Source organism: Salinimicrobium catena, assembly GCF_900102915.1.
Lineage (GTDB): Bacteria > Bacteroidota > Bacteroidia > Flavobacteriales > Flavobacteriaceae > Salinimicrobium > Salinimicrobium catena.
This window is the reverse complement of sequence record NZ_FNGG01000001.1, coordinates 760,479-776,471: the sequence shown is the minus strand read 5'-3', so window position 1 is coordinate 776,471 and position 15,993 is coordinate 760,479. Positions and strand designations below refer to the sequence as shown.

Here is a 15,993-nt window from a genome sequence, read left to right as displayed (position 1 = left end):
CCACGGTTTAACTATTTAGATTAAGTTTAGAGATTAATTATTGCAGGTTCTTAAAGCGTTCCTGAGTTCCATACTGTTGTTCACCTCCATTTCTGAACTTCCTTCAAAGGAAACAGTGACAGGGTATTCAAAGCTAAGGACCTCGTGAGGCGCTTTATTCTGAAGGAAAACATACAGCTGCTGTTTATTTGCCAGGTTAGCTGAAGTGGTTTCCTGTGTATTTGTATTGTAGACCAGCATCTTCACCGGAAATTCTATGGCGGCACAGGTTATGGGCGCCGCGTTGGCTGCGATCTCCGCCACACAGCTTTCCTGCAGCTCTCTTAGCTCTTCCCAACTGCTTACGCTTATCTTTTCATAAGAAGAGGTGGTTACAGCTACCGGAAAAACAAGCTCAATACTTTCCAATCCGCCGTTCCCCGTCCTGCTGAGCACAACCATAAGATCGGCCAAAGAGGCTATTCTAATCTCCACGCCTTCAAGGATGACCTTATAGGGAAAACTTATTGAGAAGCAAGGGCTTTGATCCAGCTCATCGTCCTGTGACCCGTCATGCATAGCACTGCGCTCTACCAGGTTGTAAAACTCTGAACCTTCTGTAAAGCTAACCGAGTTCTCTTCAGTAAGCACTTCGTGCTTTTCGGTCTGGCAGGCTACAACCAACAGGCCGAGAATAAGAAGGTATATGTTCAGAAAATTTTTCATCACTTTTAATTGCTGTTCCAATTGCTTGTTCTGGTAATAAAACAACCCTGCTTTCATTTACCCTACCCCTAACCCGAAAAAAAATTTATTTTATTTCTCTTTTTCAGCTCTATAGACTGAAAAAGGGCAGCAACCAACGGTTACCACCCTTTTTAAAAAGCAGGTCAAGTCCAATATTTTTACTCCAGGGAAACAGAGCCAAGATCTTTTATAGTTCCTTTTTGAACCACAACATCTTCTATAATCACAGGGGAAAAACCTGAAGTAGAATCTGGCGTTACAGTCACCTGGTAGGTACCGGCAGGCACACCATATAATAAGAAGGCTCCAGTATCCGGGGTAGTGTGCGCGGAGATTTCAAGGCTGTCCTGCTTTGCAGTAACAAGACTCTGAACTTCGGCCGGAGTCACAACTCCTGAGATCGCTCCGCTTTGAGCTTCAAGAGTAGCTCTTAGCACAGGCTTCAGGATCAAACCTTCCCCTGGAGCTTCCACCACAGACTTCGCGACGTTGAAGTCAAGGATGAAATTATAAAGAATTCCCGACTGAAGTTCCTGGTGTACGTTCAGTTTTAGTCCGGATTGTTGCGCGCTTGGAGTTTTAAGTTCAAGAGTATCCCCGTTGGCCACAACCGAGTTCTCTTCTCCTAAAATAAGTCTCATCTGACTCATTTTTCCGGCAGGAAGCACGGTTTCTACCAGCATGGCGCTTACTCCCCCGGTAAGCTCCAGCAGATCATAGACCCCAGGTTCGGCAACAGGGAGTTCATGGGCTTCCCCGTCAAGGATCACCTCAATGGCCTGAACATCTACAAGTACTTTTTCGTAATCTCCGGGAGCGTCAACCAGTTTAACGCTAAATCCGGCTCCTTCTTTGGAATCGTCTGTTGAACAACTAGTGAAGGCAAGTCCTATGACAGCCAGGCAGGTAAATAGTTTGAAAACATTTTTCATAATTAATGATTTGGGTTAAAATGTAATTTTGGCTGATCTCCTATTTTAAGAAATCACACCATTCTATACATATAACAGTTAAAAGAAAGTTAACCCTACCCTCCTCCGTAAAAAAATAAATAGTTTTGACCCGTTATATTATTCAAGCCCCCTATAGATGCCTCAAGAGAATTTATGTAACGATAAGGTTTTCAACGGTTTTTACTTAAAATATTCCCGGGATCTTTACAACTTCATGTATTACAAATCGGGTGACGAAGACCAGGCTATGGACCTTGTACAGGAAGCCTTTGTCAAGATTTTTCAGAACTGCGGAAAGATTCAGATTGAGAAAGCCAAAAGCTATCTCTTCACCACTGCCAATAATCTTTTCCTGAACGTTGTAAAGCACCAAAAAGTTAAACTAGCTTACGCCCAACAGCAACCGGCAGCAGCTGGCACAGCCGAAGATCCTCAGTTCGTGCTGCAGGAAAAAGAGTATATGGAACAACTTGAAAATGCCATCGCCGATCTTACCGAAGCCCAGCGGGAAGTGTTCCTCATGAACAGGATAGACGGAAAAAAATACCGGGAAATCGCCGAACTTTTAGATATTTCGGAAAAAGCAGTAGAGAAAAGAATGATGGGCGCCTTGAAAAAGCTGCGTTCGAGGTTGGATAACTTTTAATTTTTTTATCATTTTGCGGGTAGGGTAAAACTCTTCTTAGTTGTTTTATCTACAGAAACATGGAAAACAAGGACCTCATATCAAAATGGCTCAACAATGAGCTCGACGCCCGCGAACTGGAGGAATTCAAAAAAACCTCTGACTACCAGGCATACAAACCAATTGTTGAAAATGCTTCAAAGTTTAAGAGGCCTCAATTCGATGAACAAAAGGCTCTGCAAGACCTTAAAGCAAGATTGTCTGCGCCTAAAGAAACGCCGGTAAAGAAACTTAACTTCTCAAAATACTATAAGATCGCAGCCGTACTGGTGGTCATCATTTCCTCCGGAATATTTTTCTTAATGAACAGGCCCGAAGTGATCACTACTCAGAATTCTGAGATCGCCGTGGTAGAGCTTCCAGATAATTCAGTGGTAAAGCTTAACGCCGATTCCCGTCTTAAATACAGGCCTTCGAAATGGGAAAAACAAAGGAAATTGCAGCTGGAAGGAGAAGCTTTCTTTGAAGTTGAAAAAGGAAAGAAATTCACAGTGGAGACCGATCAGGGGGAGGTATCTGTACTCGGAACAAAGTTCAATGTGAAGGACAGAAAAGATTATTTTGAGGTTTACTGTTATAAAGGAGCGGTAAAGGTGAATGTTTCGAACAGGGAGATCATTCTGCAAAAAGGGAGTTCGGTCAAGGTCGTAGCCGGAGATGTTTTAGGAGTGAAGGCTTTTGAAGGCAATAACCCCGGTTGGACCGTAAATGAATCCTATTTTGATGCAGTCCCTTTTATCCAGGTGGTCACCGAACTGGAACGACAGTTTGATGTGAAGATTGAAACCAGGAATGTAGATCTAAGCCAGCGCTTTACGGGCAGCTTTAGCCATAAGAACAAGGAGATCGCCCTTAAAGCCATTACGATTCCTTTGAAAATCGAGTACAAGATCGTTTCTGCCCAGAAAGTCATTTTGTATGAAGAATAGCTCCAGGAATTGGCTGCTCACTCTCTTTTTCACCACTTTTCTATTCTGCTGTGGCGCACTGCAGGCGCAGGAAGAAGTACCAGACAAGGTACTGCTGAAGGAACTTCTCCCATCCCTGGAAGCGAAATATGACGTACGTTTTTCCTACCGGGAGCAGGATCTGGCAGGCCTGGAGGTAACCAAACCGCAACCGAAGATCACCTTGCAGGAGGTCATTGACCACCTGGAATCTCAAACCGTATTGAACTTTGAGGTGCTTGACGAACGCTATATCGCCATCACCTACTCCCCCGCGATCATTGATTACTGCGGAATCATCGTGGACAGTCAGACAGGAGAACCTCTACAGGGAGCTACTGTGCAAGCTGCAGATGGTTTAGATTACACCGTCACCAATGCCAATGGAAAATTCAGTTTTTCGGGGATCACTGAAGGAACCGAATTTATTATCCGGTTTTTAGGCTACAGGGAAACACTTGTCAAGGCCACTGCCCCTGGAGAGGATTGCTCCACTATTTTCTTAGAACCATCTATAGTTGCCCTACAGGAAGCCATTGTCGTCAACTACCTCACGTCGGGGATCAGCAAGAAGCATGACGGTTCCACATTTATCAACACCGCACGCTTCGGCACCCTTCCGGGACAGATAGAACCCGATGTGCTCCAGACGGTCGAAGCCCTGCCCGGGGTGGAAAGTGTGAACGAAACAGTTTCTAACATCAACATACGTGGAGGAACCAGCGACCAGAACCTGGTATTGTTTGATGGCATAAAAATGTATCTCACAGGCCATTTCTTCGGACTGATCTCTGCCTTTAATCCTAATCTAACCAGCGAAGTGCTGGTGACCAAGAACGGGAGCAGCGCCAGGCTGAGCGACGGGGTATCGGGTACCATAGAGATCTTTTCAAAAGACGAACTTTCAGGAGAATTCGCAGGGGGAGTCGGAATTAACTTAGTAAGCGCCGACGCCTTTTTGCAGGTTCCGGTTTCCGAAAAACTGGAGCTTCAGGTTTCCGGGAGAAGATCCATAAATGACTTTGTCAACACTCCTACCTACAATAATTATTTTTCCCGCACTTTTCAGGATTCTGAGATCGCCTTCAGCTCAGATGATGAGAATTTCGAGGATTCTAATTTCAGCTATTACGACACCAGCCTTAAACTTCTGTATGATCTGAACGAGGCCCAGAAATTCCGTTTTTCCCTGATGCAGGTGCACAACGAACTGGGCTACACCGAGCTTAACTCTTCTTCCGAAGAAACGCGCAGAAGCAATCTGGGGCAAGACAACCTGGCATTGGGCGGAACCTGGAAAGCAGACTGGAGCAGCAGCTTTTCTACTGAAGCCATTACTTACCTCACGCATTACAGGCTGGAGGCCATGAACCACTCTGTCAACGTGGATCAGCGCCTTATCCAGGAGAACGAAGTGCTGGAAACCGGCTTTAAACTGAAAACCACCAAAACATTTACACCTTACTTTCAACTTTTCAGCGGATATCAGTTCTCTGAAGTCGGAGTTTCCAATATTGAAAACCTGAACAACCCGTTCTTTAGCAGCACCATTAAAAATGTCATCAGAAATAACGCTGTTTATGCGGAAGGAAACTATTCCGGAGAAACTACGTTTTTGAGAGGGGGCTTGCGGCTGAACTATATTTCCAAATTCAAAGAATTTCTTGTGGAACCCAGGCTTAGTTTCAACCAGGAACTGGGAAGGAAAGTATCCTTTAAAACCCTGGCCGAAGTAAAAAGTCAGACCACCAGCCAGATAATCGATCTGCAGGAGGATTTTCTGGGAGTGGAGAACCGCAGATGGATCCTGGCCGATAATGAGACCTATCCCATCATAAAGAGCAAACAGGTTTCTGCCGGCTTTGATTTTAAAGCCAGAGGCTGGTATTTAGATCTGGAGGCTTACTACAAATTTGTAGAAGGAATCAGCACCTCCAACCAGGGATTCCAGGACCAGCATGAGTTTATAAGAACCTCGGGCAGCTATACCGCAAAAGGTTTTGAAGTGCTCATCAACAAAAAGACCAGGGCGCTACACACCTACCTTAATTATACTTTTGGCAAGAACGATTATACCTTTGAAGAACTCACTCCTTCAACTTTTCCGAACAATTTTGACATAAGGCATTCTGTTTCCCTGGCTGCAAATTATTCTTACCGGAATTTCAAATTTTCGGCGGGCGGTTATCTGCGAAGCGGAAAGCCGTATACCAGGCCGGTGGAAAGCGATGAGACCAGGCGGGAGGGAAATAACTGGGTGGTGAATTACACTACCCCAAACGCCGCTGTTTTGCCTTCCTTCTTCAGGGTAGACCTTTCCTCCTCTTATAAAATGGAATTCGAAAATTCAGGAACGCTTACCATTGGGCTGGGGATCCAAAATCTGCTGGACCGCAAGAACATCATCAACCGCTATTACAGGGTGAACGAGAATTCCCCCCAGGAGGCCGTGGAGGTCAACAATACCTCTTTGGGCTTTACCCCAAATGCTTCTCTAAGATTCAGCTTTTAAAGCCTCTCTTAGCTTTTTAGCGTATCGCTTTACAGTTTCCCTGTCAAAATTCTCTTCCTGGTCAATGTGCAAAAGTGTCGGCAGGCCGGTCATTTTGAGAATGATCTCTTCTGAAGAAGGGGTCTTTTCTCCGTTAAAAATAACCCCTATGCAGTTCAGCCCCCTGCTTTTAAGCGCTTCGGCAGTAAGCAGGGTATGATTGATGCTCCCGAGGTAATATCGTGAAACCAGGATCACTTTGTGGTGGGGTTTAATGATATCCGCGATGGTCTGGGTATCGTTAATGGGCACAAGTAGCCCTCCTGCCCCTTCAATGACCAGGTCGTTTTCGGTTTTCGGTTCATTTATCTTTTCCGCAGCAATTTCCACTCCGTCAATTTCGGCTGCCGCATGCGGACTCATGGGGGTTTCTAGGGCAAAGCTATTGGGGTGGAAAATCGTCTTTTGATTACTCACCATTTCCTTCACCTTATGGGTATCTGAATGATCCAGATCACCGGCCTGGATGGGTTTCCAGTAATCGGCTTCCAGGGCTTCTGTAACTATGGCCGAGGCAATGGTCTTACCTACCTCGGTACCAATTCCTGTTATAAAATAAGTTTCCATTTTGCTTTTTTTGAAGGATTATTTAATGAGACGGGCCAGCAAAGATACGACAGCCGAAAGTTCTTCTTCAGAATTGGAGCTGTGAAGACAAAATCTCAACCGTTCCTTTCCTTCGCTCACTGTGGGCGAAAGTATGGGTTTTACATCAAATCCTTCAGCCTGCAGAGCGGAGGCTATTCTTTTTACTTCGGAATTTCCCGGAATGATACATGAATGAATGGCTGAAAAACTAGGAATAAACCTTTCCTGCAGATCATTTTTTATCACTTCTGAAGTAAAGAACCTGATGTTCGACCGAAGCTTTTCCAGTTCCTGTTGTCCTTCTCCCTGCAGATGCCTCGTGGCCGCCACAATGGTCGCTACGGAATGCGGAGGCATTGCCGTAGTGTAGATAAGGCTGCGCGAGAAATTCACCAGATAATCCTTCAGTTTATTGCTCCCCAGGATCGCAGCCCCATGCGCTCCAAAAGCCTTCCCAAAGGTCACGAGTCTTGCGAAGATCTTTTCCTGAAGAGGAAGACCGGTCACCGACCCTTTTCCATTTTCGCCTATTACTCCCGCTGCATGCGCTTCATCTAAAATTGGTAAACAGCCGTATTTTTCAGAAATTTCTATCAGGCCATTAAGGTCGGGCATATCCCCGTCCATAGAAAACACTGCTTCAGTCACGACGTAGATCTCGCCTTCAAAAATGTCTTTTTTGACCCTGCTTATCTTTTCTTCCAGATCCTTGAGATCATTATGCTTAAATTTAAAAGCCTTGGCCTTACTCAAAGCAATTCCGTCTCTTATGGAAGCGTGGGAAAGCTCATCATAAATGATATAGTCGCCGCGTCGCGGAAGGCTTGAGAAGAAACCTATATTGGCATCATAGCCTGAATTGAAGATCAGCGCGCTTTCCGAAGAAAATAGATCAGAAACCTCAGTTTCGGCCAGGTCGTACAGAAGGTGGTTTCCTGTAAGAAGCCTGGAACCCCCGGCGCCATTTTTTAACAAATCCTTCTCTTTCAGAATTCGCTGAACCTCCTCAAGAATGCTTAAACTTGAAGTAAGGCCCAGGTAATCATTGGAAGCAAGATCTATCTTCCTCTCCCGGGCACCCAGTTTCCTGAAGGAATTGGCATCCTTTCTTAACTGAAGGTTTTTGTCTAACTTTAAAGGAAATCTGTGCATGGCGGTAAAAATATAACTTTTGGATAACTATATGGATTTATGGGAATACGGTCTTAGAATTGGAGCCGCTTTACTTTCAGGCTTGTTCATTGGGGTGGAAAGAGAGATCAGGAACAAGAACGCCGGTCTTAAAACCAATGCCCTGGTCTCACTTGGAGCTGCCGTTTTTGTCCTGGTCTCTTTGCATTTTAGAGGTGAACCTTCCGTAGACATTACCCGGGTTATGGGCCAGGTAGTGACAGGGATAGGTTTTATTGGCGCGGGGGTTATTCTGCACACCGGAACCACGGTTAGAGGATTAACAACAGCTGCAACTGTATGGTGCAGTGCAGGAGCGGGTTGTCTCGCGGCGGTGGGACTTTACCCCGAACTGCTGGTACTCACCATTATTATTGTTTTCGTAAATGTCTTCTTCGGATATCTTGATAAATACATCAACAGGAAACTCAACCGGGACCCTGATCACAAAACAGAGGATTAGATTTCTTCCTCTTCCTGCTCATTTTCCCCTTCGGGATTTTTTGGCGCGCTAACGTGTTTACCAGTCTTCCTGTATTTTCCTTTCAGGTCATCCATTATAGACCCTTCCCACAGCTTATTTCCTGAAATGTAAGAAGCTTTTCCAATAAGGTGAGCCCCCACGGGAGCTGTAAGAAGAATGAACAGGATTATGGCCAACACCCTGGTGGTGGTAGAAAAATCGTAGAAGTAGATCGCGGCCGCGATAAGGATCAAACCTATACCCAAAGTAGCGGCTTTGGTAGTTACAGCCATTCGAAGATAGGTATCGGGCATCCTAAGGATCCCAACTGCGGCAAGCAGCACAAAAAGGGTTCCTAAAGTGGCGATAACAGCTATAATTACAGAGATCATTTATTTTTTCTTTTTTGAATGTAGAAGGAATAGGCTACTGTTCCCAAAAACCCGATCAGGGCCAGGATAAGGGCAATATCCAGGAAAGTAGGCTGATGTGTAAGTATGCTATACACAGCAATAATCCCAATCCCGGAAGTCACCAGCAGGTCAACTGCCACCACCCTGTCTGATATTGTTGGGCCCTTCACGAACCTCACAAATACCAAAAGTATCGATACCGAAAGGACCGGAAGGATTATATAATATAAATAGTCATCTAACGTCATGAATATAATTCTATAATGCGTTTCTCAAAACCGTTCTTTATGCCCCTGATAAAATCCTCTCTATTGGTGATGTACATGGAATACACGTAAAGCACCTTCTTATCTTCAGAAACATCAAGGCTTAGGGTTCCGGGGGTGAGCGTAATAAGATTGGCCAGCATGGTAATTTCACCATCTGAAGTAACGTCAAGCGGCACTGCTACAATTCCGGGCTTCATATGGAAACTGGGCGTGCCTACTTCCCAGGCTACCTGTATGTTCGCTTTTATCAATTCATAGGAAAAGAAAAAGAAAAAGGAAACCACTTTCGGTACCAACCTGAAATACCTTGCACGACCGCTTCCGCGAGTGATAATGAAAAGCAGGAAGTAACTTAAGAAGAACCCGAATACCACATTAGCAAACGCAAAACTTCCGGTAAGGGCAACCCAGATGAACGTAAGAAGTATATTTGCTAAAAACCGGTTTTTCATGCTTTGTTACTTTTTTGCACTGTTCAAAACAGCGTCAATATATTCCTGATTATCCAATAATTCAAAGGCTATACGAGAAGCCAGCTGCTGAATGTTTTCGGCGGCAAAACCAATATAAAGGCTCACTAGGCCCAGGAAAACTATTGGCGCTACCATTTGCACCTTCTGCACAGAGGTTAAAGTCTTAAAGTACGGAAAATTACGAAGCTCAGGTAATTTTTCACCATTCTTCCAAAAGACCTCTCCCCACAGTTTCACGATCACGAACAGAGTAACGAAGCTGGCAAAAAGTATGCTCCCTATAACGACATAATTCTCGGTGTCCCAGCCAGCGCCAATGAGCGATAATTTGGGCCAGAAACCTGAAAGCGGCGGAATACCCACCAAAGAGAACAACGGGATAACGAACAGCAGGCTCATCTTTGGAAAGTCTGCATAAATATCTCCCAGTTTCTTTATGTTGTGGTTCGCCTTCAGTTTATAGATCACCCCGCTTACCATAAAGAGATTCGTTTTGACTATAATGTCATGTATCAGATAAAAGACCGCTCCCGCAATGGCAACCTCGGTCATCATTCCCAGACCTGCTATCATGTATCCAATATGACAAATGACCAGGTAAGAAAATATCTTGCGGATATTATTCTGAACAATAGCGCCAATAGCTCCGCTGAAAAGGGTAAGCACAGCGATCACCAGAAGCACATTTTCCAGAAGGTTATCCAGCTCAAAAATGAGGGTGAATACTCTGATCAATGCATACACTCCCACTTTGGTCAGCAAACCTCCAAAAATGGAAGATACAGCCGATGGCGGGGTATGGTAAGATGCCGGCAACCAGAAGTACAGCGGGAACACCGCGGCCTTTATTCCGAAGCCGACCAGGAAGAGCAAGGCATTCACCTGCACAAGGGTTCTGTTTTCCACGGCCGCCACCTGTGCGGCAAGATCCGCCATATTTAAGCTTCCTGTTAGGCCATACAGTACTGCAATAGCCGTTAAGAATATCACTGAAGCAAGAATATTCAGTGTAAAATATTTAACTGCACCTTCCAGTTGTGCCTTCTCGCCTCCAATGGTAAGCAACACGAAAGAGGTGATGATGATGATCTCAAACCATACGTACAGGTTGAAAATGTCACCCGTTAAAAATGCTCCGTTAAGGCCTAACAACAGGAAGTGAAAAATAGGAAAATAGCCAAATTTTAAACGAGGAGGTATCACCGAACCAGATGAAAAGCTGGAAACAGCAAGTCCTGCAATCGCTGTGAGCAGCACCAGGGTAGCTGAAAAGGTATCAGCGACAAAGGTTATCCCGAATGGAGCTTCCCAGTTCCCGGCCTGTACCGTTTGCGTACCGTTTTGCCATACATACATGAGAAGATACACGGCCAACGCTAAATTAAGGGTGCTCCCCGAAATGCTGATGAATTTTTGCGTACTGGTATTGTTCCAGGCGAACATCAGGATAATGGCCAGGGCCATTTGAAGCAGTAAAGGATAGATTAATAACTGTTCGATCATGAGAATTCGTCTGTTGCGTTCATTTCATCAAGGTCATCTGTTTTGACCACTTTATGGGCCCTTTTCACCAGGATAATGGCGAATGATTGAAGGCCGAAACTTATTACGATGGCGGTTAAGATTAGAGCCTGCGGAAGAGGATCTGAATAGGCTTCGATAAAGACCTTTGAGTCTCCCGGGATGATCGGGGGGCTTCCCTTGGCGATCCTTCCAAGCAGAAATATCAATAAATTGGCTCCATTCCCTATGAGGATGATCCCAATGATCAACTTCACAAGACTACGCCTAAGGATCATATAGATCCCCGAGGCGTACAACGTACCAATCATAAATGCCAGTAGAACTTCCATAGCTTAGGTGGATTCTGAAATTGTAAAGATGATGGTTAGGGTCACTCCGACGACTACCAGATAAACTCCCACATCAAAAAATAATGCAGAACCTAAACCTCCTATCACCGCGATCTTTTCGGGGTACCATATTCCGGTCATGAAAGGTTTTCCTACCCCCAGCATGGGAGATAATCCGCTAAGAAATGACAGTCCCAAACCGACAGGCATCAAAAATCCCGGATGTATACGGATCAGGTTCTTGGTATTTCCAAGGCCGTTAGCAAATGCGTGCAAAACGAAGGCAATGGAAGCTATAAGTCCGCCCACAAAACCACCACCCGGCAGGTAATGTCCCCGCAGCAGAATGAATACAGAGAAGACCAGCAGCAAAGGCAGCATGTAGTTTGAGGCGGTTCTTAGAATTATTGTCTTCATCTTCGTTACTTTATCTTCATTAATCTTTTAATTCCCTGTCATCCCTTTTTAGCCTCAGCTTTAATAAGCTGAACACTCCAAGGGCTGCAACCGTTAGGACCGAGATCTCTATTAGTGTATCAGAACCCCTGAAGTCAACCAGGATCACGTTCACCACGTTCTTTCCTTTGGCAAGAATATAGGCATTGTCTGCATAGAAATTACTCACGTCTTTGTTAACCGGCTCAGAGAGCACTTCAAGAGAGATAAGGGTGATGAGGAGTCCAAAACCAATTGACAGAACTCCGTCGATTATTCTCATTTTATAGTCTGAAATAGACAAATATTTCGGCAGGCTCGACAACACCAGCACAAAAAGAATAACGGTCAAAGTATCTATTGAGAACTGGGTCATAGCCAGATCGGGCGCACTGTAGATAACGAACATGAGACAAATGGCGTAACCTACCACCCCCATGGCCACTACCGCGGTGAGTCTTGACCTGGCTCCCACCACAAACAACACAGACAGGAACATTATCCCCATCAGGATCATTTCATAGTAGGTCATTCTTGAGAAGGAGGAAAAATCTATATAGAATTCCTGCTCGCCATTGAACAGGGAATATCCCACCAATACAACCAGAAACAGGATGATGGTGGAAACATAGTTCCTTAAAAAGCCGTTTTGAAATACCCTTGTCCACAGGTTCGAGAAATGCCAAACGCCAGAACCAAACTTCAGGATAAGCTCTTTTGGAGCTATAAAATCGAATTTCGCAATGGCTTTTTCCCTTTTCTTGGAAGGCTTCAAAAGGAAATACAACAGGATTCCGAGAGTGAGGGTAATGGCGCTTAGCAACAGGATAAAATTAAAACCATGCCATAGCTTTAGATGCACCTCTTCACCTGCCATTCCTACGGCCTTAACCACTCCTTTCACAATAGGGCCGTCAATAAAAGCAGGGTAGATCCCAATAATCAGCCCCAGCAAAGCCAGGATCATAGGAGGAAGCCACATGAGGAATCCGGGCATATGCACTTTGGAATGTCTTTCGGGTAACCTGCCGGTAAAAGGCTTTATTCCGGCAACAAATCCGGCATATAGCACCAAAACATTTGTGGATATAGCCAGAATGGTCAACACTGTGGACCAGTCGCCCATGTGCAGGGTAGATTCGTAGACAAGATCTTTTCCCACGAAACCAATAGTGGGTGGCATTCCCGCACTCGAAATGGCTGCCAGGAATCCGGCAATGGCTACCGGCATCATCACCTTTCTTAAGCCTGAAAGCACGGTAACATCCCTGGTTCCCGTTTCATGGTCTATAATTCCAGTAACAAGGAACAGCGTGGCTTTATATAAAGCGTGTACCACGATATACACAGCGGCCGCGGTCAAGGCATATTCGGTTCCCAAACCTATCAGGAAAACCAAAATCCCAAGTACTGAAATAGTGGAATATGCAAGGACACCTTTAAGGTCTGTTCTGAACAACGTATGCACTGCAGAATAGAACATGGTGATCCCACCGATTATTATCAAAGTTGTGTTCCAGATCTCCTCACCTCCCAGGACGGGGGTAAATCTTAATAGTAAATAAATACCCGCTTTTACCATGGTAGCCGAATGCAGGTAAGTAGACACCGGCGTTGGCGCCTTCATCGCACCCGGAAGCCAGAAATGAAAAGGAAATTGAGCCGATTTGGTAAAAGCCGCTCCAAAAAGCAGGATCACGATCCATAAATAGAACGGGCTGCCAATAATTTCGGGGCTAAGGTTCACCATTTCGGTGATGCTGTATGTTCCTGCCACACCCCCCAGCAATAAGGAGCCGGCGAGGAAAAGAAATCCACCGGAACCGGTTACGGCTAGTGCCAGGATCGCCGATCGTCGGGAAGCCTGACTGGTGTTATTGAACCCGATCAAAAAGAAAGAACTGATACTCGTAAGTTCCCAAAAAACGAAAAGAGAGATAAGATTGTCGCTTAAAACAAGGCCCAACATGGCACCCATGAACATCCCAAGGTATCCATAAAACCTGTCGAGATATTTATGTCCTTTTAGATATTCGGCGGTATAGGCAAAAACAAGGAATCCGATCCCGGTAATGAGCAGTGAAAACAGCAATGACAGTCCATCGAGAGTGAAATTTAGGTTCACCCCAAACGACGGCACCCACTCGTATTGTTGCGTAATGATCTCGCCTTCAGAAACCCTTTTGATGAAGGAAGCAAAGTACACGAACAATCCTAAAGGAACCAAAGCAGAAAGTACAGCAAGCTTCCCCTTAAAAAATTTTCCTGCAAAGACCAGGAAAAGAGAGAAGAAAAAACCTGAAAGTATCGCTGTAAGCATAGTAGAGGTTCGGAATTCGATTAACAGCAAATATAGCAGTAAAAATTGAGGATTTAAACCCGGTCCTTACATTTAGTAATTGAGAAAATCAATTCTGAAATAGAAAAAAAATTATCTGGAGAAGAACTTTTTTCTGCTGCTACTGCTAACCAACTAAAATTCAGCAAGAAAAAACAAATATCGAATTTTCAATAATTTTACCTTATCATTCCGCAGCAGGTTATAAACTCTTCTTCTATTCCTGCACTCGGTTTATTTTTCTATTTTACAGCCTCTCAAAAATCATAGATCATTATGCGAATTTTTCTGCTACTGCTGTTTTTCACTACGGCCGGCTTCAGCCAGACCGTAGAATATCAAATTTCGTTTAAAAATGCCGTACATCACGAAGCAAAGATCACAGCAACTTTTCCAAAAGTAGAAACAGACACGCTCACGTTAAGAATGAGCCGCACCTCGCCCGGACGATATGCCCTTCACGAGTTCGCAAAGAACGTATACGGCGTCAAGGCAAAAGATTCTAAAGGACAGCCTGTGCAGATAAGCCGGCCCGACCCTTACTCCTGGCAGATAACCGGCCATGACGGTACGGTGAAGCTCGAATATACTTTATTCGGGAACAGAGCAGATGGTACCTACACACAGATCGATGAAACTCATGCACACCTGAACATCCCTGCAACTTTCATGTATTCTGAAGATCTGAAAGAACGTCCGGTAGAGGTTAATTTTGATCTGGAATCTCAACCCGACTGGAAGGTCGCGACCCAACTGAAGCAGCTCGAAGGAAATAAATATTACGCCCCAGATCTTTATTATTTCATGGACAGTCCTACAGAGATCAGCGATTACGATATGAGGCAATTTCAAATGGATGGGCAGAACATCCGATTTGTACTGCACCACCAGGGCACGGAAGCTGAACTTGACGAATATTTTGAAAAAGTAAAAAAGATAGTGGCTGAGCAAAAAGCGATTTTTGGAGAGCTGCCGGAGTTCGATTTTGGAGAATACACCTTCCTGGCCTGTTATATGCCGAATGTTTCGGGTGACGGCATGGAACATCGCAACAGCACAATCCTCACCAGCACCAGAAGCCTTGCAGAAAGTGGTATGGACAGGAATATTGGAACGGTGGCACACGAATTCTTCCACGCCTGGAATGTGGAGCGATTAAGACCCCTGTCTTTAGAGCCTTTTGATTTTACGGAAGCCAACATGAGCGGCGCTTTATGGTTCGCGGAAGGCTTCACCAGTTACTATACTCCGCTCACACTGGTTCGTGGGGACATCATCTCTCCTGAAGAATATGCCAAAGGACTCAATGGAACTTTCAACTACGTGTGGAACTCTCCCGGCACCCGGTATTTCAATCCGGTAGAGATGAGTTACCAGGCACCTTTTGTAGACGCTGCAACCTCTGTTGATCCGGTGAACAGGGAGAACACTTTTATCTCCTATTATTCCTACGGAAGTATGCTCGGCCTTGCCCTTGACCTGAAGCTGCGCATGGAAGGACTGAATCTTGATGATTACATGAAGTTGTTATGGGAAACTTACGGCGAACCCGAAAAACCCTACACCCTGGAAGATCTGGAATCAAGCCTTGCCCAATATGCCGGAAAGGACCTTGCCCGAATATTTTTCGAGAACTACATTTATGACAGTAAGATGCCGAATTATGAAGAGCTTTTCAGATCTGTTGGACTAAAGCTGGAAAGAGGTTCAGAAAAGGCCTTTTTTGGGCCTTCTGTTCTCGAAGATACAGAGGGAATCTATATCAGTGGCAACCCGGCGCAAAATTCACCAGCTTACAAAGCAGGCCTGGACAAAGGGGACAGGATCCTGAAGGTAAACGGGAAAGAATTAAAGACCGAAAAGGAGTGGAATGAAATCCTGAATAATTCTAAAGTCGGAGATACCCTTAAACTGGAGATCCTCCGGTTTGGAACTACCAAAAAAATTGATGTAGAGCTCGAAAAAGATCCGACTTATACCATTTCTCTGGATGAGCAAGCTTCTAAAGCAGCAAAAAAAGCAAGAAATAAATGGCTGGGAAATAATTTGCCTCGCTAAGACGATATGTAAGATTTATCTCTGAAGTCTGTAGAAACGAAAAAACCCGTCGCTTTCGCAACGGGTTTTTT

Annotated in this window: 16 protein-coding genes; 5 read left to right on the top strand and 11 right to left on the bottom strand. The window is 44.9% G+C overall.

The features are described 5' to 3' along the window. Positions 1-33: 33 nt before the first annotated feature. Both BLS64_RS03525 and BLS64_RS03520 read right to left on the bottom strand, forming a co-directional pair. A complete protein-coding gene (locus BLS64_RS03525; protein ID WP_143019266.1) occupies positions 34-705 on the bottom strand; it encodes a hypothetical protein in 672 nt (223 codons plus the stop codon). Between the two features lie 179 nt (positions 706-884). Then, positions 885-1,658, bottom strand: a complete 774-nt coding sequence (locus BLS64_RS03520) for a DUF4382 domain-containing protein (protein ID WP_093111754.1) — start codon at positions 1,656-1,658, stop codon at positions 885-887. 157 nt (positions 1,659-1,815) lie between these two features. On the opposite strand from BLS64_RS03520, the gene BLS64_RS03515 reads away from it, so the two are divergent. Genes BLS64_RS03515 through BLS64_RS03505 form a run of 3 tightly spaced genes read left to right on the top strand, consistent with a single transcriptional unit; the run spans position 1,816 to position 5,823 of the window. After that, positions 1,816-2,325 (top strand): RNA polymerase sigma factor, encoded by a 510-nt coding sequence (locus BLS64_RS03515; protein WP_093111752.1) that lies wholly within the window; start codon positions 1,816-1,818, stop codon positions 2,323-2,325. A 59-nt stretch (positions 2,326-2,384) separates the two neighbouring features. Continuing rightward, complete coding sequence (locus BLS64_RS03510; RefSeq protein ID WP_093111750.1) at positions 2,385-3,293, top strand: FecR family protein; 909 nt, start codon at positions 2,385-2,387, stop codon at positions 3,291-3,293. Next, positions 3,283-5,823 (top strand): TonB-dependent receptor, encoded by a 2,541-nt coding sequence (locus tag BLS64_RS03505; RefSeq protein ID WP_093111748.1) that lies wholly within the window; start codon positions 3,283-3,285, stop codon positions 5,821-5,823. The genes BLS64_RS03510 and BLS64_RS03505 overlap by 11 nt, the downstream gene beginning before the upstream one ends. Here BLS64_RS03505 and bioD read toward each other — a convergent pair. Beyond that, positions 5,806-6,429: a dethiobiotin synthase gene (bioD, locus tag BLS64_RS03500; RefSeq protein ID WP_093111746.1), complete on the bottom strand. Its 624-nt coding sequence runs from the start codon at positions 6,427-6,429 to the stop codon at positions 5,806-5,808. The two genes, BLS64_RS03505 and bioD, sit on opposite strands and share 18 nt — an antisense overlap. Positions 6,430-6,447: 18 nt before the next feature. Continuing rightward, a complete protein-coding gene (locus BLS64_RS03495; protein WP_093111744.1) occupies positions 6,448-7,602 on the bottom strand; it encodes an aminotransferase class I/II-fold pyridoxal phosphate-dependent enzyme in 1,155 nt (384 codons plus the stop codon). Between the two features lie 31 nt (positions 7,603-7,633). On the opposite strand from BLS64_RS03495, the gene BLS64_RS03490 reads away from it, so the two are divergent. After that, positions 7,634-8,083, top strand: a complete 450-nt coding sequence (locus BLS64_RS03490) for an MgtC/SapB family protein (protein ID WP_093111742.1) — start codon at positions 7,634-7,636, stop codon at positions 8,081-8,083. Here the strand turns inward: BLS64_RS03490 and mnhG are convergent. From mnhG to BLS64_RS03455, 7 genes are read right to left on the bottom strand one after another with little or no spacing between them, the layout of a single operon-like run. After that, a complete protein-coding gene (gene mnhG, locus BLS64_RS03485) occupies positions 8,080-8,475 on the bottom strand; it encodes a monovalent cation/H(+) antiporter subunit G (RefSeq protein ID WP_093111740.1) in 396 nt (131 codons plus the stop codon). The two genes, BLS64_RS03490 and mnhG, sit on opposite strands and share 4 nt — an antisense overlap. Further along, positions 8,472-8,744, bottom strand: coding sequence for a cation:proton antiporter (locus tag BLS64_RS03480; RefSeq protein ID WP_093111738.1), 273 nt, complete (start codon positions 8,742-8,744; stop codon positions 8,472-8,474). Before BLS64_RS03480 ends, mnhG begins: the two co-directional genes overlap by 4 nt. After that, on the bottom strand, positions 8,741-9,217 hold the full coding sequence (locus BLS64_RS03475) for a Na+/H+ antiporter subunit E (RefSeq protein ID WP_093111736.1): 477 nt from the start codon (positions 9,215-9,217) through the stop codon (positions 8,741-8,743). The genes BLS64_RS03480 and BLS64_RS03475 overlap by 4 nt, the downstream gene beginning before the upstream one ends. A 6-nt stretch (positions 9,218-9,223) precedes the next feature. Next, positions 9,224-10,741, bottom strand: coding sequence for a proton-conducting transporter transmembrane domain-containing protein (locus tag BLS64_RS03470; RefSeq protein ID WP_093111734.1), 1,518 nt, complete (start codon positions 10,739-10,741; stop codon positions 9,224-9,226). Further along, positions 10,738-11,091: a Na+/H+ antiporter subunit C gene (locus tag BLS64_RS03465; RefSeq protein WP_093111732.1), complete on the bottom strand. Its 354-nt coding sequence runs from the start codon at positions 11,089-11,091 to the stop codon at positions 10,738-10,740. The genes BLS64_RS03470 and BLS64_RS03465 overlap by 4 nt, the downstream gene beginning before the upstream one ends. A 3-nt stretch (positions 11,092-11,094) precedes the next feature. Continuing rightward, the gene (locus BLS64_RS03460) at positions 11,095-11,508 is read right to left on the bottom strand and encodes a Na+/H+ antiporter subunit B (protein WP_093111730.1); all 414 of its coding nucleotides are present in this window, start codon (positions 11,506-11,508) and stop codon (positions 11,095-11,097) included. Positions 11,509-11,527: 19 nt separating this feature from the next. Beyond that, on the bottom strand, positions 11,528-13,846 hold the full coding sequence (locus BLS64_RS03455; RefSeq protein ID WP_093111728.1) for a putative monovalent cation/H+ antiporter subunit A: 2,319 nt from the start codon (positions 13,844-13,846) through the stop codon (positions 11,528-11,530). 294 nt (positions 13,847-14,140) lie between these two features. Here BLS64_RS03455 and BLS64_RS03450 point away from each other — a divergent pair, with 294 nt between their 5' ends. After that, on the top strand, positions 14,141-15,922 hold the full coding sequence (locus BLS64_RS03450; protein WP_093111726.1) for a M61 family metallopeptidase: 1,782 nt from the start codon (positions 14,141-14,143) through the stop codon (positions 15,920-15,922). Positions 15,923-15,993: the final 71 nt, after the last annotated feature.